This is a genomic window from Catellatospora aurea, assembly GCF_042663325.1.
Lineage (GTDB): Bacteria > Actinomycetota > Actinomycetes > Mycobacteriales > Micromonosporaceae > Catellatospora > Catellatospora aurea.
The window spans coordinates 165,594-186,262 of sequence record NZ_JBHTAC010000012.1 but is presented as its reverse complement, the minus strand read 5'-3'; the positions used below and the strand labels follow the sequence as shown (position 1 = coordinate 186,262).

Sequence of the window (20,669 nt, the reverse complement as noted above, 5' to 3'; positions counted from 1 at the left end):
TGAGGCAGAGGGTGGTCCGGGCCCGGGTCATGGCTGGGCGTAGAGGGCCGGGAGGTCGACCAGCAGGACGTTCTCGGCCTCGGCGACGCGGCGCAGGTCCGGGGTGAAGCCCGCGCCGCTGTAGCAGGCCAGGCGGGTGCCGGAGGTCCGGTGGCCCTTGGCGGCGAGCAGGTCACGGGCCCGGCGCAGCCGGTCCAGGTGGGGCAGGCCCATGGTCTGCTGCCACTTCGCCTCGCCGAGCGAGAGCACGCCGCCCTCGGTGCCCAGCACCGCGACGTCGATCTGGATCTGCGATCGGGCGGCCGGGTCGGCCACGGTGCCGGCGGCGACCGTGCTGGGCGGTTCGCCGAACAGCGCGACGGCGTTGCGCAGGGCGTACTCCCGGCACAGCTGCTCGAAGTGCGGGCCGACGACCTGGGACCGGAACGTCTCCTGGCCCGCCTGCCAGGCCTGTTCGGCCATGCCCCGCTCCAGGAAGCTCCAGTTGCGGCGCATCACGGCGGAGTAGAAGGTGATCAGCGGTTCCGCGATCCGGTACGTCGATCGCCCGGTGCGGAAGGCGTCGGGCTCCTTGGAGACCAGCCCGCAGTCCTCCAGCACGGTCAGCGGGTGGCTGATGTTGGTCGAGGGACGCTCCAGGTATCCGGCTATGCCGCCGCGCGTGTTGTGGCCGAGCGCGATCGCGCCCAGTACGCCGTGGTAGAGCGGGGTGTCCCGGGCTCCGGTCTCCTCGGCCAGCAGGTAGCGGGCCTCCCGGAACAGCGGAACGGCCGGGTTCAGCACCGTGCGCACGACCCAGTCGCCGAAGTCGGCGAGGTCGGCCGGTGCGTCGGAGTGCACGAACTCGTGCCGGTACGCGGGGGTGCCGCCGACGACGCTGTGCAGCAGCACGGCCAACTCCGGCTGGTCGATCACACCCCAGAACTCCGCCGCGGTGCGGTAATCCATGGGCGGGACCACCAGTTCCAGGCTCGCCCGGCCCCGCAACGGGGCGTTGCCGCTCAGCAGGCTCCCCATCACGGCCATCGCCGAGCCGCAGACCAGCAGCTTCGACGTCGTCTCGCGGGCGAGCCCGCCGGGGTCCAGCACCTGCTGCAGTTGTGAGGCAAGCGCCGGGCTGGCGGCCAGGAGGTACGGCAGCTCGTCGATGATGATCAAACCATCCGGCACCACGGCGTACAGCTGCCGGAGCGCGTCCTCCCAGCCGTGCAGCTGGAACTCGCCGCCGGTGCCGGCGCGGGCGGCCAGCGCACGCCCGAACCGGCGCAGCGACTCCAGCTCGGTGTCCTCAGTCGCCGCGAAGTAGAACCCGCCGGTCGCCCGCGCCAGCGCGTCGAGCAGGAACGTCTTGCCCTGCCGTCGCCGCCCGCTGACCACGCCGAATCGAGCGCTGGCAGCGGGGGAACCGGCGAAGCGGGCGAGCGCGGCCCACTCGGCGGTGCGATCGAAGACGTTGTCCGGTTTCGCGAGCATACGTAGAACCATAGTTCTTAGAGGTGTAGTTCTAAGAACTATGGTTCTAACAAGTCAGCCACGGAGTGCCGTACGGGCCGTGAAGGCGATGCTCGCCAGCAGGAAGCCGAAGTTGACCACGGTGAACGCGGCGATGAACCAGACCGTCAGCGCCGGGGCGACGGTCAGCACCAGCCCGGCCACGAAGATGACCGCGCCGTAGTCGCGGACCAGCTTCACGATGCGCACCGGCAGCGACGTCGAGGTCATCATCGAGTTCGCGTCGCCCTGGCTGGCCAGCACGCTGGTGACGAGGTTGACCATCCACGAGCCCGCGAACAGCGCGCCCAGCCACAGCGGCGGCCGGGCCACCGCCACCAGCGCGGTGACCAGCAGGATCTGCGAGGCGACGTCGCACAGGATGTCGATCCGGGCACCGGCCGGGCTGCGCTGGTCGGTCACCCGGGCCAGTTGCCCGTCGGCGCAGTCCAGCGAGTACGCCACCTGCCAGCCGACCAGCGCGAGCAGCCCGTACAGCGGGGTGATCGCGGCGGTGCCGTCCTGGGCACGCAGCACCAGGACCACCGACACGGCGATGCCGATGACCAGGTTGAGCAGGGTGAGGTGGGTCGGCTTGAGCCCGGTGCGGGCCGCGACCAGCGCGAACACCGCGCCGAGGCGCTGGCTGAACGCCTCGGAGAACAGCCCGCCGCCCCGGTTCACCGCGTAGAAGTCGGCGACCCGGGGACGGGGCGTGGTCAGCGTGTCAGTGGACGGCATCCGCGTAGTCTGCCACCCGGTCGGCCAGCTCGTCGCGGCCCAGGTCGAGGTGTTCGAGGATGGTGTACCGGTCGGGCCGGGTACGCGGGGCGAACTCGACCGCGGCGACGAACTCCTCGTCGCTGATCCCGAGATCGGCCGGCGTACGCGGCAGCCCGTGCCGCTTGAGGCACGCGCTGAGCTGGGCGAACCGTGCCTCGTGCACCTTGTCCACGGACGCCCGCAGATACGTGCAGAACAGCGCGCCGACGCCGCACTGCTCGCCGTGCGCCGCGGTGCCCGGCCGGAGGATGTCGAGCGCGTGCGAGATTTCGTGGCAGCCGCCGCTGGACGGGCGCGAGGTGCCGCAGATGGCCATGGCCAGGCCGGTGGTGATCAGGGCCTCGGCGAGCAGCGTCACGAACACGTCGTCGGTGGCGTCGCCCGGATGGTTGATCACCGCTTCGGCCCCGGAGCGGGCCATCGCGACCGCGAGCCCGTCGACCGGCTCGCCGCGCACCCGGTGCGCCAGTTCCCAGTCGGCGATGGCGCTGACGTTGCTGAGCGTCTCGCCGATGCCGGAGCGGGTCTGCCGGTCCGGTCCCGCCTCGACGAAGTCGAGATCCACGACTACGGCCAGCGGGATGTGCACGCCGTAGGACGGCCGCCCGCCGTCGTGGTCGAGGGTGGCGATGGGGGAGGCGATGCCGTCGTTGGCGAGGCTGGTCGCCACGCTGACCATCGGTATGCCGTACCGCGAGGCCGCGTACTTCGTCGTGTCGATGGTCCGGCCGCCGCCGATGCCCACTACCGCGTCGTAGTTGCGCCCGCGCAGGCGCTGGCCGAGGTCGAGCGCCGATTCGAGCGTGCCGCCCTCGATGTTGATGAACTCGGCGCGGTCCAGCGACGGGCCGATCAGGTCGACGATGCGCTCGCCCTGACCGGGGCCGACCACGACCGCGACGTCGCCGCCGGCCGAGATGCGCCGGTCGGCCAGCAACGAGGCCAGACCCGCGACGGCGCCCCGCCGGACGTCGATGCTCAGCGGGGTCTGCACCGAACGGGTCAGTAGTGGCATGCGATCTCCCGCGCGCGGGCCAGGTCGTCGTGGTTGTCGACCTCGACCCAGGCGATCTGCCCGATCGACGCGCCGCGGATGACGCCGCCCCGGTTCGCGAGCTCCTGGTAGCCGTCCTCGTAGTAGAGGTTCGGGTCCCGCTCGAAGGTGGTCTGCAGCGCGTCGGCCAGCGCCTGCGCGGCCTCGGGGCGGATCAGCGTCGCGCCGATGTACTCCCCGTGCGCGGTGGCCGGGTCCATCAGCTTGGTGATCTTGGCGAGCCGGCCGTCCTCGTGGAAGATCGCCTTCATCTCCTCGTCGGCCAGCTTCTTGTGGTCGTCGAGTGCCAGCACGATGCCCGCGTCGGCGTGCTCGGCGGCCTCCGCGGCGGCCAGCAGGGTGTGCTCGACCGAGACCGGGTGCACGGTGTCGCCGTTGACCAGCAGCACGCCCCGGCCGAAGTGCTCGCGGGCCAGCCAGAGGGAGTACGCGTTGTTCCACTCCTCGGCCTTGTCGTTGTGCACGAGGGTGAGGGTGACGCCGTACTTCTCCTCCAGGGCCGCCTGGCGGGCCTGCACCGCCTCGGCCCGGTAACCCACCACGACCACGATCTCGGTGAGCCCGACCTTCGCCAGATTGCGCAGGGCGATGTCGAAGATCGTCGTTTCGCCGTCCACCGGCACCAGGGCCTTGGGCAGCGTGTCGGTGTAGGGGCGCAGCCGGCGTCCAGCGCCCGCGGCCAGCACCATCCCGATCATTAAAGGCTCCTTCGAGGGGGGTTATGGAGGTGTTTCGTCGCTGGTGAAGGCTACTGCACCCGAGCGCGGCGGCCGAGCCAGCACAAGCCGCGACCTATAACAAGTCTTGTGAGTTGCCCACAACCCGGCCCAAGATGTCCGTACGGTGCGTTTCAATGGGGTTGCGTTCCGAAGGGGTGATTGCATATGGCTAACGCTGCACAGGCGCAGCACGCGATGCACGTTCGTGAGGCGATGAGCAAGCCGGTCCTGATGGTCGGCCCACAGCACACGTTGCGCCAGGCGGCCCAGCTGATGGCGATGCGCCGGGTGGGCTCGGCGATCGTGATAGACCCGGACGGCGAGGGCCTCGGCATCATGACCGAGCGCGACGTCCTCAACGCCATCGGCTCCGGCCTCGATCCGGATGTGGAGCAGTGCGCCAACCACATCACCTGGGACGTCGTCTACGCCGCGCCGCACTGGAGCCTGGAAGAGGCCGCCATGGCGATGGCCCGGGGCGGGTTCCGCCACCTGGTCGTGCTCGACGGCGACGAGGTGCTCGGCATCATCTCGGTCCGCGACCTGATGCGCGTCTGGGCGCTGCGCCGCGCCGAGGCCGCCGCCTCCGTCTGACCGCCTCTGACGATCTTGCGGGGAACCGCGGGTGACGCACGCCTGTTTCCGGCGAGCGCCCCCGGTTCCCGCAAGGTTCGTCGTGATCATGGCGGATGACACGAAGGGATGGGTGGAGCGTTCTCGCATTTCGGGCGCATTAACCTGTTCAACATGACCGCCGAGCAGCTCATCTCGTTCGCCCGGGGCGCTCCGAGCCTCGACATCGTCGATGTCGAAGGGCTCAGCGCCGCGGCTGTCCGCGCCTTCGCCAACGACCCGGCCGGGCTCACCGCGTACGGCAACTCCTACGGCTACGGCCCGCTCCGCAAGTGGATCGCGGCCAAGCACGGGGTGTCCGCCGACCAGGTGCTGATCACCAACGGCTCCCTGCAGGCCGACGCGTTCCTCTTCAACCACCTCGTACAGCCCGGTGACCACGTCGTGGTGGAGAAGCCGACCTACGACCGGACCCTGCTGAACCTGAAGAACCTCGGCGCGGTCGTGCACCAGGTCACGCTGCACCCGGACGGCATCGACACCGCGGAGCTGCGGGCGCTGCTGGAGTCGGGGGTGCGGCCGAAGCTCGCGCACATCATCCCGAACTACCAGAACCCGGCGGGCGTGACGCTGTCCGAGGCCAAGCGGCACGAGCTGCTCGCGCTGGCGCAGGAGTTCGGCTTCACGATCTTCGAGGACGACCCGTACGTCGACATCCGCTTCCGGGGCGACGCGCTGCCGACGATGCTGTCGCTGGACACCGCGGGCGTCGTGGTGCACGCCAGCTCCTTCACCAAGACCGTCTGCCCGGGTGTCCGGGTCGGTTACCTGGTCGGTGACAAGGGCCTGATCGACGCGATCGCGGGTAGGGCCACCAACCTGTACATCTCGGCGGGCCAGGTCGCGCAGGGCATCGTGTACGAGTTCTGCGCCTCCGGCGACATCGAGCGCTCCGTGGCCACGGTCAGCGCCGCGCTGGCCGAGCGGGCCACCGTGCTCGCGGAGTCGCTGCGCAAGCGGATCGACGGCGTCTCGTTCACCGAGCCCGACGGCGGCTACTTCCTCTGGATCGAGCTGCCCGCCGACGTGCACGTCGACAAGCTGCTGCCGGCCGCCGCCGAGCGCGGTGTGGCCGTGGTGAAGGGTTCGGACTTCCTGCTGGAGGGCGGCGAGAACTCGCTGCGGCTCGCGTTCAGCGCGGTCACCGTGGACCAGATCGACGAAGGCGTACGCCGTCTCGCCGAGGCCATCGACGCCGTTCGCGGTTGATCGGCCGATTCGGATATCCGACGGTCGTTCTGTCGTATTTCTGACAGTCGGATCGGGCGCGGGTGGGGTTCCCCTCGCGAGGTTACGAGGATCACAATGCGTCGGGCGCCTGTCGCCGACCGAGTGATGAGCACGCGGCGTGCCGTGGTGATCGAGACCTCGTGGCGCGTGGGGCCCCCGCCCGCATTGCCCCCGCCCCCAATGAAAAAGGAGCGTCACCCACCCCCCACCCCGGGTGGCGTTCCGGCGCCGGGTGGACCGAGTCGCATTCCCCCCGATAGCGGCACACGTGGTCCACCCGGCGCCTCTTTCTCCCGCCGCGCCGAGTCCACTCACGATCACGGGATTCCGCGCGGGTTCCGCCGCCCAAGTAGCCTGTCGAAGGAGTCTCCGGCGGTCGGCGACCCGGCGAAGGAGGCGATCGTGGTTGATGACATCCGAGACGACAACGGCCGACGATCCGCCAACCCGTACGTTCGCGGCGACCGGCTGACCCGCGCCATCACGGCTCCCGCCCGCGCGATGGGTCGCCTGGTCGGGCTGAGCGGCGAGACCGAGGGCGGCCAGGTGCCCGCGCAGACCGGTGAGCGCGCCGACGCGATCGTGGACTGCGCCATCTACCTCGACGGCATCCGCCAGCCGGTGACCGGCGACTACCGCGCGGCGCTGGCGCAGGCACGTCGGCAGCGGGGCGCGTTCGTGTGGCTGGGCCTGCACGCCCCGAGCAAGGAGCAGATGGCGGGCATCGCCGAGGCGTTCGACCTGCACGAGCTGGCGGTGGAGGACGTCGTCAACGCCGGCCAGCGGCCCAAGCTGGAGCAGTTCGGGGACGTGCACTTCCTGGTCATGCGCACGGCGCGCTACGTCGAGCACCAGGAGCTGACCGAGCACTCCGAGGTGGTGGAGACCGGCCAGGTCATGCTCTTCATCGGGACGGACTTCGTGATCTCGGTGCGGCACGGCGAGGCCTGCCGGCTCAAGCCGGTGCGGGAGCACCTGGAGGCGCGGCCCGAGCTGCTGAAGCAGGGACCGTGGGCGGTGGCGTACGGCGTCCTGGACCACGTGGTCGACCTCTTCGTGGAGGCCGCCGACGGGATCAGCCAGGACGTCGACCTGATCGAGGAGAGCGTCTTCGCCCGCGACTCCAGCGGCCGGATGCAGCGCATCTACCAGCTCAAGCGGGAACTGGTCGAGTTCAAGCGCGCGGTGCTGCCGCTGCAGCGGCCCGTGCAGCTGCTGATCGGGGACACCCCCGAGATCTCCAAGGAGCTGCGCAAGTACTTCCGGGATGTGCAGGACCACCTGGCCCGCGTGGTCGAGCAGGTCGGCTCGTTCGACGACCTGCTGATCTCGATCATGCAGGCGCGGCTGGCGCAGGTGACCGTCGACCAGAACAACGACATGCGCAAGGTCGCCGCCTGGGCGAGTATCGCCGCCGTCTGGACCGCCATCGCGGGCATCTACGGGATGAACTTCGACTTCATGCCCGAGACCCACTGGAAGTACGGCTACCCCATGGTCCTGACCGTGATGCTCGGCTTCTCCTTCGCCATCTACCGCCTCCTCCGCCGCTCCGGCTGGCTCTGAGACCAAAGGAAGGGCGCCTTCTTATCGCTACGCGTATAAGAAGGCGCCCTTCCCCACTGCTGAGCCTGCGTTACATACGGCCGTTCTTGGAGCCGCTGGACGAGTACTTCGACGCGAAGCTGTCGGTGGCGTCGTTGGCCGCCTCGGCCGCGTCGCCGATCTTCGACTTCATGGTGTCGCGGCCGCCCCGGACCGAGGACGCCGCCTCGTGCAGCTTGTCGGCCGTCTTGTCCATCGCCTTGCTGGTGTGGTGCGTGGCCTTGTCGAGCACCGAGTCGGCCTTGCCGGTGGCCTTGTCCGTCATCGACTTGGTCTCGGAGCGCATCGACTCCAGCGCCTGGCTCGGGTCGTACTCCGACCACTGCTGCTGGCGGCGGCGCTTCATGACCAGCGCACCGGCGATGCCGACGGCCGCGCCCGCGGCGAGCAGCCCGATCAGCATCCCCGTGTTGCCACTGCGTGACACGTGGCCCCCCTTCTTGTGCTTGCGCGCCTTGGCGTTGGCCTTCTTGGACGCGTGCATGGCGTCGGCTGCCCCCTCCCGGTACGCCGCGGCGAGCGGCGCGAGTGCGGACACCGTCGAGTCCATGCCGCGCGAGGTGACCCGGCGCATGCGTCCGGTGGTCGGGCCGAACGACGCCCCGACCCCGCCGGCGGCATGGGTCGCCGCCTGCAGGAAATGGTCCCAGCTCTGGCCCATTTCCTCGCGCATCAGCTCCCCGCGCGTCTTCTTGTGAAATCCGAGCATCTTCCCCCGCCTTCCTGCCCCGCGCCCCCGCGCCGGACAGCCGATCGCTTCGGGCGCCCCCGCGCCCGTGCGGTGGTATCGCAGGGCGCGCCGTCATGACGAAAGCGCGCCCCGTTCATGTCCCTGCCTGCCATCCTGCCTCGCCGGACGCCATCGCACACCCGGAACGGGCACATGGGAGAATCTGTCGGTAACCAACCACTCGAATATCAGGAGTCAGCCGTGGCCGACGCCCGTTTCGCCGTCCTGCACACCAGCGCCGGTCCCATCCGCCTGGAGCTGTACCCGAACCACGCCCCGAAGACCGTGAAGAACTTCGTGGAGCTGGCCGAGGGCACCAAGGCGGGTGCGACCGACCCGCGGACCGGCCAGCCGATCACCGGCCCGTACTACGACGGCACGCCGTTCCACCGCGTGATCGACGGTTTCATGATCCAGACTGGCGACCCGACCGGCACCGGTCGCGGCGGCCCGGGATACACCTTCGACGACGAGTTCCACCCGGAGCTCAGCTTCAGCGAGCCCTACCTGCTGGCGATGGCCAACGCCGGCCCGAAGACCAACGGGTCGCAGTTCTTCATCACCACCGGGGCCACGAACTGGCTGAACTTCAAGCACACCATCTTCGGCAAGGTCGCTGACGCGGACTCGCAGAAGGTCGTCGACGCGATCTCCAGCACGCCGACCGACGCCGGCGACCGGCCGCGCGACGCGATCGTCATCGAGCGAATCGAAATCGAGCGCTAGTCTCGCATCCATGACGTCTCCCGCACCCCAGGGTGGCCTGCCGCCCGTACCGAGCTGCTACCGCCACCCGGGGCGGGAGACGTACCTCAAGTGCAGCAGATGTGAACGGCCCATCTGCCCGGATTGCATGATTCCGGCGTCGGTGGGCCACCACTGCCCCGAATGCGTGGCCGAGGGCCGGCGCACCCAGCGCCCGGCCCTGACCCACTTCGGCGGGTCCCAGGTCGGCATGCACGGCTACGTGACCAAGGCGCTGATCGGCCTCAACCTGGCCGTGTTCGTGGTCGGCATCCTGATGGCGGGCATGGGTGCGGTGTTCAGCGGCGGCCTGTTCACCGACGTCACGGCGATCCAATGGCTCGGCGGCGTGCTCGGGCCGACGGTGACCGTCGCGCCGGACGGCCCCTACATCGGTGCCCACCCCACGTTCGGCACGGTCTACACCGGGGTCGACGACGGGGCCTACTACCGCCTGTTCACCGCGATGTTCATCCACTACGGCCTGCTGCACCTGGTGCTGAACATGTGGGCGCTGTGGGTGCTCGGCCGCCCGCTGGAGGCCGCGCTCGGTCCCGTGCGCTTCGCCGCCGCGTACCTGATCTGCGGGATCGGCGGCAACGTCGCCGGTTACGTCTTCGGCGGTGGCGGCGTGGGGGCGGGCGCCTCTACGGCGATCTACGGCCTCTTCGCGATCTACTTCTTCGTGCTGAAACGGCTGGGCCGGGACGCGTCCGCGATCATCCCGGTGATCGTGGTGAACGTCGCGATCTCGTTCACCGTTCCGGGTATCGGCATCGCCGGCCACCTGGGCGGGCTCGCCACGGGGGCGATCGTGGGCGCCGGGCTGGCGTACGCGCCGCGGGACAACCGCACCCTGGTGCAGACCGCGGTGCTGGTGCTGACGTTCCTCGGCCTGACGGGTGTGGCAGTGGCTCTGTCGCTGACCCGCTGACCTGGGAGAAGCCCGGCGGCGATCGACCGCATGAGTGACTCGCGTGACGTGTGTCACGCGCAGTCGTTGCTCCTTACATGGACGTCTTCTCGCGTACGTTCCTTCCCGCCACCGGTGAGGCCGGCATCCCCATGGCCACGGTCAGCCGGCATATGCCGATCTTCCGCCGCTGCGTCGAAGCCGGTGACGCCACCGTGCTCGTCGCCCGCGCGCTGCGCCCCGAACGCCCGCTCGGCCGCGAGTTCCTGATGCTGCTGACGTACCGCCGCCTGGTGATCACCCAGGAGAGCCGCATCCTGCGCCGCCTCCGCCTGCACCTGAACACCGACCTGCGCCACCTGGCGAACGTCACCTGGCACCCGGACCCGCGCCTGTCCGCGATCGAGTTCGCCGCCACCGCCGTCGACGGCATCCGCGAACGCTTCTGGATCCACGCGGGACACCCCAAGCAGGTCTGGCACCTCGACGCCCTCTTCTCCCACGTCTTCAAACCCAAGCTGATCGCCCAGCGCACCGCCGGCCTCAACACCACCCCCTACGCCTCCTTCACCGACCACCTCGTCGGCGCCTGACCCCCGTTCCCGCCTCGGCAAGATCACGACGATCTTGCGTGAGCTGTTGCTGATTTGCCCGATAAAGGCGTATCGCACCCACAGTTCGCGCAAGATCGTCGCTGCGTTGGGGTGGGGCGGAGAGTTTGCCGTGGGCTTACACGGCTCGTACATGGGTCGGACATGATGGCCGGGTGAGTGAGAAGGGGCTGGTGCTCGTCGTCGAGGACGAGCGGCCCATTGCCGATCTGATCCGGCTCTACCTGCAACGTGACGGGTACGGCGTGCAGGTGGAGTCCGACGGGGCCGCGGGGCTCGCGGCGGCGCGCAGGCTGCGGCCGACCGCTTGTGTGCTGGACATCGCGCTGCCGTCGATGGACGGCACGGAGATCTGCCGGCGGTTGCGGGCCGAGGACATCTGGGTGCCGATCATCTTCCTCACCGCTCGCGACGACGAGGTGGATCGCATCGTCGGGCTGGAGTTGGGGGCCGACGACTACCTGACCAAGCCGTTCAGTCCGCGGGAGCTGGTGGCCCGGCTCAAGGCGGTGCTGCGGCGGTCCGGCGGGACACCCGAGCCGGATCGCAGCCGTGCCGTCGGGCCGGTGCGGCTCGACCCGGCGCGGCGCGAGGTCACCGTCGACGGTGCCGCCGTGCAGCTGACCAGCACGGAGTTCGATCTGCTGGCGCACCTGATGAGCCGGCCGGGGCGGGTCTACACCCGGGACGAGCTGCTGTCCACGGTCTGGGGATACGCCGCGCACGGCGGGACCCGCACCGTCGACGTGCACGTCGCACAGGTCCGGGCGAAGCTCGGCGCGGCAGCGCATGTGGTGCGCACCGTGCGGGGCGTGGGGTACACCGCCGATGCCTGACCGCCGCGCCGACCTCACCGTGCCGATCCGGGTGCTCGCCGCCCCGCCCCGGCCCACCGCCAGCACCACCACGCTGACCACCCGGGCCGTGCTCGCCGGGGTGATCGTCGCGCTGATCACGCTGGTGGTCACCGCGCTGGTCGCGGTGCCGCTGGCCGCCCGCGCCGCCGAGCAGGCCGCCCGCGACGGGCTCGTCTCGCAGACCGACGTGGTGGCCCAGGTGCTGCGCTCGCGGCGGGCTCCGGCCGCGGACGCCCGGCTGATCGAGCAGCTGCGCAAGCTCGACGGCGACGTCACCGCATACCTGATCACGTCCGGGGCCGCCGACCGGCCGGGGCTGCCCGCCCGGGTCGTGCAGCAGATCGCCGACGGCAAGCAGGTCAGCGAGCGGCTGGCGGTGGTCGGCGGTCGGCTGTCCATGGTGGAGGGGCGCCCGCTCGACACCGGGGACGGCGTGGTGCTGGCCCGCCCCGCGGCCACCGGCATCAGCCGCCAGGTGCTGCGTAACCTGTGGCTGCCGCTGCTGGCCGGGCTCGGCGCGGGCGTGCTGGCGGGCGTACTGCTGGGCCGCAGACTGGCCCGCCCGATCCGCAACGCGGCCACCGCGGCGGCCCGGCTCAGCTCCGGCGACCGGACGGTGCGCCTGGCCGCCGAGCCGCCGCAGGAGGTGGAACGGCTCGCCCACTCGATCAACGAGCTGGCCGAGGCGCTGGCCACCAGCGAAGGACGCCAGCGCGAGTTCCTGCTGTCCATCTCGCACGAGCTGCGCACCCCGCTGACCACCATCAAGGGGTACGCCGAGGCGCTGTCCGACGGCGTCGTCGGCCCCGACGGCGCGCAGGAGGTCGGGCAGACCGTGCTCGCCGAGGCCGAGCGCCTGGACCGGCTCGTCGCCGACCTGCTGGCGCTGGCCCGCCTCGACGCCGCGGACTTCGCCGTGCAGCTCACCGACGTCGAGCTGGTATCCCTGGCGACCTCGGCCGAGCGGGCCTTCGCGCCGCGCGCCGCCCAGGCGGGTGTGCCGGTGCGCGCCGAGGTACCGACCGGGGAGGTGTGGACACACACCGACCCGTTGCGGCTGCGCCAGATCGTCGACGGCCTGGTCGAGAACGCGCTGCGGGTGGTGCCGCCCGGCCGCCCGATCGTGGTCGCCGTACGCCCGCTGCCGGACCGCACCGCGATCGAGGTCCGCGACGGGGGACCCGGCCTCACCGACGACGACCTGGCCGTCGCCTTCGAGCGGGGTGCGCTGCACCAGCGCTACCAGGGCGTACGCCAGACCGGCAGCGGACTGGGCCTGGCCCTGGCGGCCGGGCTGGCCCGACGCCTCGGCGGCACCATCGAGGCCGGTCACGCGGCCGAGGGCGGTGCCCGGTTCACGGTTTACCTGCCCCGAACCTCGGCCTGACCGCGCCCGCGCGACGGCCCGGCAGGCTGCGGTCATGAGAAGACTCAGCCTGACCGTCGCACTGGGCCTGTCCGCACTGCTGGGCCTGACCGCCTGCGCCCCGTCGGACCTGCCGGCCACCGCCACCGAACTGGTCGCCTCGGTCGAGGCCGAGGCGCTCGCCGCGATGGGCGTGGCGCCCGACGACCTCGTCGCCGCCGAGAGTGAACTCGACGCCCTCGTCTCGCCGTCGCCCGGGGCCAAGGACAAGCCGGACGACCGGCTGCGCAACTGGCGCAAGCGCCACGCGCTGCGGGTCGCGCTGCGTCGTGACGTGCAGCACGGCGAGGCCGTCGTGGAGACGAAGAAGGGCCCCGTCACCGTGCTCGTCCAGCGGGGCGTGGTCACCGCCGTCGACGCGGAGTCGATCACCGTCAAGTCGGCGGACGGGTTCACCCAGACCTGGAAGTACGGTGAGAAGCTGCGGGTGGTGGAGAAGCGGGCCACGATCCAGCCCACGGAGTTGAAGGCCGGCGCGCAGGTCGCCCTGGCCGGACCCAAGGACGGCGACACGCCCACCGCCCGCCTGATCGTGATTCCGCTGGCCCGCTGAGTCGGCAGTGATGAAGGGCACCTTCTACTACGTATACCGTTAAGAAGGTGCCCTTCCTTTTTGTCAAGAGGTTGGTGACCTCGCCTGATGTGCAGTGATCCGGCGCAAGGGCTAGACTCGGCCGGTCCAGCACGCGTCAGCAGCGGAGAGCCCTGTGAAGCTATCGATCCTCATGCCGGTCTACAACGAAGAGGCCCGGCTTGGCGAGGCGCTCAAGCAGGCACTCGCGGTCGACTACCCCTGCGAGATCGAGCTCGTCGTCGTCAACGACGGCAGCAAGGACCGCACCGCCGAGATCCTCGGCGACTGCGACGACCCGCGGCTGCAGGCCTTCCACCACGCGAAGAACGCCGGCAAGGGCGCGGCCATCCGCACTGCCGTCGACTCCGCCACCGGTGACTACATGGTCATCCTGGACGCCGACCTGGAGTACGACCCGCGCGACATCCCCAAGCTGCTGGGCCCGGTGCTCGACGGCCGCGCCAAGGTCGTCTACGGCAACCGCAGCTTCGGCGGACACGCCGCCTTCTCGTTCTGGTACGTGATGGGCAACAAGGGCGTCACCCTGTTCGCCAACGTGCTGTTCAACTCCTACATCGGCGACCTGGAGACCTGCTTCAAGCTGATGCCGCTGGAGCTCTACCGCTCGCTCAACGTCAAGTCCAAGGGCTTCGGCATGGAGGCGGAGGTCACCGGCAAGCTCCTGCGCCGCAAGAACCGGCCGTACGAGGTGCCGATCAGCTACACCGCCCGCACCCGCGAAGAGGGCAAGAAGATCACCGCGATGGACGGGATCGAGGCCCTGCTGATCCTCATGCGCGAGCGTCTGCGCCCGGTGCCGAAGTCGGCCCAGCAGTAACCAGCAGCACCTTGCCGACGTGTTCGTTGGCCGAGACGGTCCGCTGAGCGGCGGCCGCCTCGGTCAGCGGGAGCACCCGGTCCACCACCGGGCGGATCGCGCCAGTCGCGAGCAGCGGCCACACGTCCTGCCGTACCCCCGCCACGATCGCTGCCTTCTCCGCCGCGGGCCGTGAGCGCAGCGCGGTCGCCGCGACGCTCGCCCGCTTGGCCAGCAGGGCACCCAGGTTGATCTCCGCCTTCGTGCCGCCCTGCAGTCCGATCACGACCAGCCGGCCACCCGTCGCCAGTGCCTGCACATTGCGCTCCAGGTAGGCCGCGCCGATGATGTCCAGGATCACGTCCGCCCCGACGCCCGAGAAGTCGTCGGCGGTGTAGTCCAGGCACTCGTCCGCGCCGAGCGCCCGCAGCTGCTCGTGCTTGGCCGCCCGAGCCGTGGTCACCACCCGGGCCCCGAGCGCCTTGGCGTACTGGATCGCGAACGTGCCGATCCCGCTGCCGCCGCCGTGGATCAGCACCGTCTCCCCGGCCCGCAGCCCGGCGACCATGGTCAGGTTCGACCACACCGTGCACGCCACCTCCGGCAGCCCGCCCGCGGTGACCACGTCCACCCCGTCCGGCAGCGGCAGCACGTGCCCCGCGTCGACCGCCACCAGCTCCGCGTAGCCGCCCCCGCCGAGCAGGGCGCACACCTCGTCACCGGGCCGCCACGGACCGGCTCCCTGCTCGATCACACCGGAGCACTCCAGGCCGGGATACGGCGGCGCGCCCGGGGGCGGCGGGTAGACGCCGGCGACCTGGAGCAGGTCGGCCCGGTTGACCGCCGTGGCGGCGATCCGGATCAGCACCTCGCCCTCGGCCGGCACCGGATCGGGGACCTCTGACCAGGCAAGTTCACCGTTGGCGGGGATCGTCATGGCGTGCACCAGACCATCTTGCCCCGAGACCGGTCCGGGCGGGCGCGCGGCGCGTCTGGCACACTGGTCGTCGGCGATACGCCAGGAGGGTTCGCCTAGTGGCCGATGGCGGTGGTCTTGAAAACCACTAAGGCAGCGATGTCTTCAAGGGTTCGAATCCCTTACCCTCCGCCGACGAGCAGCGAGGGCCGGCAGGAAGCGACCTGCCGGCCCTCGGCGTTCACACGGCCCGGGCGGGCGGCTCGTCGCCCCGGATGCGGGCGTGCAGGTGCATGTCGTGGCGGCCGTCGGCGTGCACGGCGTCGCTGCGCTTGGTGCCCTCCAGGGCGAAGCCGGCCTTGACGGCGACCCGGCAGGAGGCTTCGTTGCGGGTCGAGTGGTCCAGCTGCAGCCGGTGGAAACCGGCCTCGCCCAGCGCCCATTCGCTCAGGGCGTTCAGCGCGCGGGAGGCCACACCGGCTCCGCGGGCGGCGGGCAGCACCCAGTAGGCGCACCCCGCGACGCCGTCGTCGAGGTTCAGCGAACCGATGGCCAGGCGCCCCAGCACCTCGCCGCCGCCGCGGGTCACCGCCCAGCTCGCGCCGGTCTCCTGTGCCCAGGCCTGGCGGTACTGGTCGAACCATTCGCGGACCTGGTCCTCGGAGCGGGGCTGGCGGGTGTGCCAGCGCTGGATCGCGGGGTCCTGGTAAGCGCTGAGGAAGGCGGCGGCGTCGGCGCTCTCCCAAGGCCGCATGAGCAGGTCGCCCGGGGCGGAGAGCAGCGGCTGCGGGTGGGCGGCGAGACTTCCGGCGGGGATGGCGGCGGGGGTGGTGATCGTCCTCACGGCTCATCCTTTCGCGACGGCGGCGGCCGATGTCAAGCGGAAGCCCCACCCCGCAGCGGCGGGGTGGGGCCGGCCCTTACATTGGGGAGGTGCGGCCCTCGGACCCAGGATGTTCGAGGGCCGCACCCGTTTCAGGCCGTCACGCCGCGGCGAGCCGGCACGCCACGTCCGCCGTCGCCGGTGGCACGCTCAGCAGGGTGAGCTTCGTGGTGCAGAGGGTGTAGGACAGGTCGCCCAGGGTGCAGGCGAGCCCGTACTCGAGGCCGCCGTAGCCCGCCGCAGCCAGGAACGCGCTGCAGTCGCCGGGGGTGGCGTGGGCCGGGCTGGCCGTGATCGCCGACGCTCCCGCGAACGCGACGGTGGCCGCGCCGATGACGGCGAGCCGCTTGCCGATGCCGAGCTTGCGCATCGTGACACCTCCATAACTAGGAGTGATAGGAGATGTCAACATATCGATTCGTTCGGATCGGCGATAGCTCCCGTCACTCCTTCGGATACGGAGTGAATCGCCGGTGGAGGCGCGCGGATCGCAGCTCACGCCGTTCATCTACATAGGAATCGAAGTCGTGCCGTGGTCGTGGGGGCACGGCGGGGCCGACTCGTGAGAGGGTGCCGCAATCAGCGCAGGCAGCAGCCGGAGCAGACCTTGGGTTGCGGCAGGGTGAAGGCCAGGCAGCAGGTGCGCCGGTGGATCTCGGGCTCACCGCCGTCGCCCGTGCCGATGTCGACCAGGTCGCCCAGATCCAGCGCGTCGAGCAGTTGCTGGGCGGTGCCGGCCGCGGTCGAGCCCGGCAGGGCGGGCGCGCTGCGCAGCACCGCGTACGCGATGCCGGAGGCGACCGAGCCGAGCAGGGTGCGCCGGCCGACCTTGACCTCGGCGCGGATGCGCTCGGACAGCGGGTCGAGGTGCTGGTCGAGCAGGCTGGTGCGCAGCGTCTTGAGCAGCAGCGTCTCGTCGGGCACGACGGTGATGCCGGGCATCCCGGCGTGTGCCAGCGGGTCGTCGGGCAGCACCGCGACCTGGGGCGCGCGCAGACCGACCTGCACCAGGGCCGCGCCCGGCTCGTCGCCGCCGAAGCGCAGCAGGGTGCGGTCGGTCTCGATGATCGGCACCCGGCGTGCCGCGGCCCAGCTGAGCACGGCCGGCATGGCGACCCAGTAGGTGTACGACTTCCAGGCGAGCGTCGCGGCGGCATGCGGGGCCGCGCCCCAGCGCTTCACGGCGGTGTCGAACAGGGCGGGCAGTGCCGAACCGTCGAGCAGCCGGGAGGCGGGAGTCCAGCCCTCGTCGTCGGTGACCAGCAGCGGGTCGGCGAGCCCGTGCACCGCGGAGAACCCAAGGCGACGGCGAGTCGCACTGAGTGTGACGGTCAGGGGGCGCAGGGCGTCGGTCAGGACGAGAGGCGTCAGCGTACGCACTCGTTCCTCACCGATCCTCTCCTGCACAAGCACCAGCCAAGACGGGGTTGAGTTCACTGTACCCCGATAAGGCTAGGCTAACCAGACCAGGGTCAGTTTACTCACCCTGTGTCACTTCTGCGTCGGTTACGTGGAGTCCTGCACGGCCCGGCCGCTTGATCGCCTGTCAAGGTTTTTGTCAGGTAATCAGCAGTTCTCATTAACTGGTCCTCGGGCCACGAAGAATGAGGATTCACGACGAGCGGAGGAGGGGGCGAGGTGTGGCATGACCGAGCGGAGCGGGGCAGGGTCATGAGCGTTTCGCCGGTGGAACGTGCCGTCGAGGCGTTCGCCGCCGAGCTCGGCCGGTGGCGGATAGACCGCGGCATGACCAAGAAGCAGCTCGCCAGCAGGATGGGGTTCGATCCCTCGTACATCAGCCACATCGAGGGTCGAAGACATCGGCCGACCGAGGACTTCGCCCGCCGGGCCGAGGCCGTGCTCAACGCCGGCGGCGCGATCTGGCGGCGTTTCCAGGAGTACGAGGAGGCCAGGCAGGCCCGCGGACCGGCCACCCTGCTCACCAGGGAGCCCGCGGTGCCCACCCAGTGGCTGCCGCCCGGCACGGGCCTCGTCGTCGAGCTGGAGGAAGCCCAGCTGACCTACGTGGACGGCGACTACCACGTCATCGTGCGCCGCGCCCTCTACAACGCGGGCAACGAGCCGGTGACGCGCTACCTGATCCGGGTGGCCGTGGACCGCTACCCCGGCCAGCCGCAGCGTTCCAACGCCCACCACCGGGCGTACCCGCTCGGGCTGGACGAGCTGCACCTGGTGGCGTTCTGCGGCGAGCCCGGCGCGGCCGAGCCCATGGTGTGGCGGGCCAAGCAGGACCGCGACGCGTTCAAGGAGATCTGGCTGCTGTTCGAGAACGCCGACGGCCGCTTCCCGCTCTACCCGGGCGAGCGGACCACGGTGGAGTACCGCTATCGCGTCGACGAGCTGAAGTGGGGCACCTGGTTCGAGCGGGCGGTCCGGCTGCCCACCCGGCGGCTGGTGGTGCAGATGCGCTTCCCGGCCATGCTCGACCCGCAGGTGTGGGGCGTCGAGACGTCCATGGCCGCCGAGGAGGCCCCGCTGCGCACCCCGATCGTGCGCGAGCTGGAAGGCGACCGGGCCGTGTTCACCTGGCGCACCGAGGACCCGTCGCTGAACGCCCGGTTCCAGCTGCAGTGGCGCTTCCGCGCCGTCACCTCGGCCCCGCCCGTGGCCGCGGCACACTGAGAAACGAAGAGGCCCGCCGGTCAGGCGGGCCTCGGACCACGGACGCGGGCGCTCAGTGCTCGCTGAACGCGTCGTACCGGATGCGCGTCTGCGGCACCTTCAGCTGCGACAGCGAGCGCAGCGTGCCGCGGACCATGCTCGGCGAGCCGGAGACGAAGAAGTCGTGCTCCATCCACGGGCCGAACCTCGACAGCGCGTCGGCCACCGTGCCCTCCTCGCCGCCCCAGCCCGGGTCGTCGCTGCACACCGGCACGATGGACAGCCACGGGTAGGCGGCCGCCAGTTCCTGCAGGGACGCCAGGTCGTACAGGTCGTCGCGGTTGCGCGCGCCGAAGAAGACGTGCACCCAGCGCGTGCGGTTGAACGTGGTCAGGTCCTCCAGCAGCGCCTTGATGGGCGACAGGCCGGTGCCGCCGGCGACGAAGACGATGTCGCGGGTCGACCGCCGGTCCAGCACCATCGAGCCCATCGGGGCGGCCAGCCGCACCAGGTCGCCGGCCTGCACCCGGCGCACCAGCGCACCGGAGACCCAGCCCGCGCCCAGGGCCCGGACGTGGAAGTCCATGGTGTTGTCGGTGCGCGGCGCGTTGGCGACCGAGTAGGTGCGCCACACCCGCGGGTGGAACTTGGGCACCTCCACCGACAGGTACTGCCCCGCGCGATACTCCAGCTGCTGGAACGGGCGCACGGTCAGCATCGCGATGTCGCGGGAACGGCGCTCGTGGGCGACGACTTCGGCGTGCCACCAGGCCGGGTTGCTGTCGGCCGAGGCGCCCGCGAGCATCTTGCGCGCGATGACGTCGTACGCGTCCCGCCAGGCCTGGTCGTACTCGTAGGACCACTCGGGGCCCGCGAACGTGCGCATGGCCTCCAGCAGCGCCGCGCCGACCACCTCGTAGTGCTCCGGCACCACCTGGAACTTGCGGTGGTCCCGGCCGAGCGAGCGCAGGTATTCGTCGAACCGGTCGGGATCGTCGACGGACTGCACCGCGGTCACGATCGCGCCCAGCAGCCGGGCCCGCTGCACGTCCATCGTCACCGGGAACATGTCCCGCACGCCCGGATTGTTGAGGAAGATCCGCGCGTAGAAGTAGCCGGCCACTTTGTCCTGCTGTTCCTCGACAAGTGTCCAGCTCTCTTTCAACAGCCGCTGAAGGTCGCTCACGTTCATAACGATGTCAACGCAGCGCGTTCGGCCGTCGCACAGACTGTGCGACCCTGTTGTGTCATGGCTGCTGAAGAGCTCGTCCGGGGGATCTCCACCCCCACCCGCCCGGTCCTGCGCAACGAGGTCTGGTTGCTGCTCGGCGTCTCCCTCGGGCACTCCGCGGTGTGGTCGGCGCTGTCCCTCATCGACAAACTGACCCGCCCCGCGCCGCTGAACCAGCAGGCGTCCGAGCTCAACGTCGCCCGCACCCCCGACCGCCCCTGGCTCGATCTGGCCTTCCAGCTCGCCGGCATCTTCTTCGCGCTGGTCCCGGCCCTGTTCGCGGCCCACCTGCTCAATCGCGGCCCCGGCTGGGACGGCCGCTTCGGCGCGCGCGGCCTGCTCGGGCTCGACGGGACCCGTCGCGGTTTCGACGCCGGCTCCGGGGCACTGCTGGCCGCCGTGATCGGCATTCCCGGGCTGGCCCTCTACGTGGCCGCGCGGGAGTTGGGCCTGAACACCACGGTCGTCGCCGAGGGCCTCGGCGAGGTGTGGTGGGCGCTGCCGGTGCTGCTGCTGGCCGCGGTGCAGAACGCGATCCTGGAGGAGGTCGTGGTCGTCGGCTACCTGATCACCCGGCTGCGCCAGCTGTCCTGGGGGGTGCCCGCCGTGATCGCGGCCAGCGCGCTGCTGCGCGGCGCGTACCACCTCTACCAGGGCTTCGGGGGGTTCGTCGGCAACGCGATCATGGGCGTGGTGTTCGCGCTGTTCTTCCTGCGCTACAAGCGCACCGGGCCGCTGATCGTCGCGCACTCCCTGCTCGACATCGTCGCCTTCGTCGGATACGCCCTGCTCGCCAAGCATCTCGACTGGATCTGAGCGATCTTCGCCGC

Annotated in this window: 21 protein-coding genes, 1 tRNA gene and 1 pseudogene; 13 read left to right on the top strand and 10 right to left on the bottom strand. The window is 70.6% G+C overall.

Going from position 1 to position 20,669, the window contains the following annotated elements; translation table 11 throughout:
* Positions 1-27: 27 nt before the first annotated feature.
* From ACFQO7_RS14725 to ACFQO7_RS14710, 4 genes are read right to left on the bottom strand one after another with little or no spacing between them, the layout of a single operon-like run.
* Positions 28-1,473 (bottom strand): ATP-binding protein, encoded by a 1,446-nt coding sequence (locus ACFQO7_RS14725; protein WP_376806848.1) that lies wholly within the window; start codon positions 1,471-1,473, stop codon positions 28-30.
* A gap of 54 nt (positions 1,474-1,527) precedes the next feature.
* The gene (locus ACFQO7_RS14720) at positions 1,528-2,232 is read right to left on the bottom strand and encodes a CDP-alcohol phosphatidyltransferase family protein (RefSeq protein WP_376806847.1); all 705 of its coding nucleotides are present in this window, start codon (positions 2,230-2,232) and stop codon (positions 1,528-1,530) included.
* Positions 2,219-3,289, bottom strand: a complete 1,071-nt coding sequence (locus ACFQO7_RS14715; RefSeq protein WP_361046548.1) for an iron-containing alcohol dehydrogenase family protein — start codon at positions 3,287-3,289, stop codon at positions 2,219-2,221. Before ACFQO7_RS14715 ends, ACFQO7_RS14720 begins: the two co-directional genes overlap by 14 nt.
* Positions 3,277-4,026, bottom strand: a complete 750-nt coding sequence (locus ACFQO7_RS14710) for a phosphocholine cytidylyltransferase family protein (protein ID WP_376806846.1) — start codon at positions 4,024-4,026, stop codon at positions 3,277-3,279. The genes ACFQO7_RS14715 and ACFQO7_RS14710 overlap by 13 nt, the downstream gene beginning before the upstream one ends.
* A 216-nt stretch (positions 4,027-4,242) precedes the next feature.
* On the opposite strand from ACFQO7_RS14710, the gene ACFQO7_RS14705 reads away from it, so the two are divergent.
* The 3 genes from ACFQO7_RS14705 (at position 4,243) to corA (ending at position 7,476) form a co-directional block, all read left to right on the top strand.
* Positions 4,243-4,641 carry a CBS domain-containing protein gene (locus ACFQO7_RS14705; RefSeq protein ID WP_120321578.1) on the top strand — a complete coding sequence of 133 codons (399 nt, stop codon included), beginning with the start codon at positions 4,243-4,245 and terminating at the stop codon, positions 4,639-4,641.
* 153 nt (positions 4,642-4,794) lie between these two features.
* Positions 4,795-5,889: an aminotransferase-like domain-containing protein gene (locus tag ACFQO7_RS14700; protein WP_376806845.1), complete on the top strand. Its 1,095-nt coding sequence runs from the start codon at positions 4,795-4,797 to the stop codon at positions 5,887-5,889.
* A 522-nt stretch (positions 5,890-6,411) separates the two neighbouring features.
* Complete coding sequence (gene corA / locus ACFQO7_RS14695) at positions 6,412-7,476, top strand: magnesium/cobalt transporter CorA (protein ID WP_360524161.1); 1,065 nt, start codon at positions 6,412-6,414, stop codon at positions 7,474-7,476.
* Positions 7,477-7,546: 70 nt separating this feature from the next.
* On the opposite strand, the gene ACFQO7_RS14690 is transcribed toward corA, so the two are convergent.
* Positions 7,547-8,224 (bottom strand): hypothetical protein, encoded by a 678-nt coding sequence (locus tag ACFQO7_RS14690; RefSeq protein ID WP_361046554.1) that lies wholly within the window; start codon positions 8,222-8,224, stop codon positions 7,547-7,549.
* Between the two features lie 222 nt (positions 8,225-8,446).
* Here ACFQO7_RS14690 and ACFQO7_RS14685 point away from each other — a divergent pair, with 222 nt between their 5' ends.
* From ACFQO7_RS14685 to ACFQO7_RS14655, 7 genes are all read left to right on the top strand, one after another.
* Positions 8,447-8,971, top strand: a complete 525-nt coding sequence (locus tag ACFQO7_RS14685) for a peptidylprolyl isomerase (protein WP_361046556.1) — start codon at positions 8,447-8,449, stop codon at positions 8,969-8,971.
* A 10-nt stretch (positions 8,972-8,981) separates the two neighbouring features.
* Positions 8,982-9,923, top strand: coding sequence for a rhomboid family intramembrane serine protease (locus ACFQO7_RS14680; RefSeq protein ID WP_376806844.1), 942 nt, complete (start codon positions 8,982-8,984; stop codon positions 9,921-9,923).
* A 77-nt stretch (positions 9,924-10,000) separates the two neighbouring features.
* Positions 10,001-10,495: a hypothetical protein gene (locus tag ACFQO7_RS14675; RefSeq protein WP_239167283.1), complete on the top strand. Its 495-nt coding sequence runs from the start codon at positions 10,001-10,003 to the stop codon at positions 10,493-10,495.
* 173 nt (positions 10,496-10,668) lie between these two features.
* Positions 10,669-11,349 carry a response regulator transcription factor gene (locus ACFQO7_RS14670; protein ID WP_376806843.1) on the top strand — a complete coding sequence of 227 codons (681 nt, stop codon included), beginning with the start codon at positions 10,669-10,671 and terminating at the stop codon, positions 11,347-11,349.
* Complete coding sequence (locus tag ACFQO7_RS14665; RefSeq protein WP_376806842.1) at positions 11,342-12,757, top strand: sensor histidine kinase; 1,416 nt, start codon at positions 11,342-11,344, stop codon at positions 12,755-12,757. Before ACFQO7_RS14670 ends, ACFQO7_RS14665 begins: the two co-directional genes overlap by 8 nt.
* Positions 12,758-12,791: 34 nt before the next feature.
* Positions 12,792-13,349, top strand: coding sequence for a hypothetical protein (locus ACFQO7_RS14660; RefSeq protein WP_376806841.1), 558 nt, complete (start codon positions 12,792-12,794; stop codon positions 13,347-13,349).
* A 154-nt stretch (positions 13,350-13,503) separates the two neighbouring features.
* On the top strand, positions 13,504-14,208 hold the full coding sequence (locus tag ACFQO7_RS14655) for a glycosyltransferase family 2 protein (RefSeq protein WP_360523770.1): 705 nt from the start codon (positions 13,504-13,506) through the stop codon (positions 14,206-14,208).
* Here ACFQO7_RS14655 and ACFQO7_RS14650 read toward each other — a convergent pair.
* Positions 14,162-15,133, bottom strand: coding sequence for an NAD(P)H-quinone oxidoreductase (locus ACFQO7_RS14650; protein WP_376806840.1), 972 nt, complete (start codon positions 15,131-15,133; stop codon positions 14,162-14,164). The genes ACFQO7_RS14655 and ACFQO7_RS14650 overlap by 47 nt on opposite strands.
* A 75-nt stretch (positions 15,134-15,208) precedes the next feature.
* On the opposite strand from ACFQO7_RS14650, the gene ACFQO7_RS14645 reads away from it, so the two are divergent.
* A tRNA-Ser gene (locus tag ACFQO7_RS14645) sits at positions 15,209-15,295 on the top strand.
* Between the two features lie 49 nt (positions 15,296-15,344).
* Here ACFQO7_RS14645 and ACFQO7_RS14640 read toward each other — a convergent pair.
* From ACFQO7_RS14640 to ACFQO7_RS14630, 3 genes are all read right to left on the bottom strand, one after another.
* Complete coding sequence (locus ACFQO7_RS14640) at positions 15,345-15,947, bottom strand: GNAT family N-acetyltransferase (RefSeq protein WP_376806839.1); 603 nt, start codon at positions 15,945-15,947, stop codon at positions 15,345-15,347.
* A 139-nt stretch (positions 15,948-16,086) separates the two neighbouring features.
* On the bottom strand, positions 16,087-16,356 hold the full coding sequence (locus tag ACFQO7_RS14635) for a hypothetical protein (protein ID WP_360523779.1): 270 nt from the start codon (positions 16,354-16,356) through the stop codon (positions 16,087-16,089).
* 209 nt (positions 16,357-16,565) lie between these two features.
* Entirely contained in the window at positions 16,566-17,342 is a 777-nt protein-coding gene (locus ACFQO7_RS14630) for an IucA/IucC family C-terminal-domain containing protein (protein WP_376806861.1), read from the bottom strand.
* Between the two features lie 315 nt (positions 17,343-17,657).
* On the opposite strand from ACFQO7_RS14630, the pseudogene ACFQO7_RS14625 reads away from it, so the two are divergent.
* A pseudogene (locus ACFQO7_RS14625) lies at positions 17,658-18,611 on the top strand (helix-turn-helix domain-containing protein); the annotation flags it as partial.
* A gap of 70 nt (positions 18,612-18,681) precedes the next feature.
* Here ACFQO7_RS14625 and ACFQO7_RS14620 read toward each other — a convergent pair.
* A complete protein-coding gene (locus ACFQO7_RS14620) occupies positions 18,682-19,794 on the bottom strand; it encodes a globin domain-containing protein (RefSeq protein ID WP_376806838.1) in 1,113 nt (370 codons plus the stop codon).
* Positions 19,795-19,857: 63 nt separating this feature from the next.
* Here ACFQO7_RS14620 and ACFQO7_RS14615 point away from each other — a divergent pair, with 63 nt between their 5' ends.
* On the top strand, positions 19,858-20,655 hold the full coding sequence (locus ACFQO7_RS14615) for a CPBP family intramembrane glutamic endopeptidase (protein WP_361046586.1): 798 nt from the start codon (positions 19,858-19,860) through the stop codon (positions 20,653-20,655).
* Positions 20,656-20,669 lie beyond the last annotated feature (14 nt).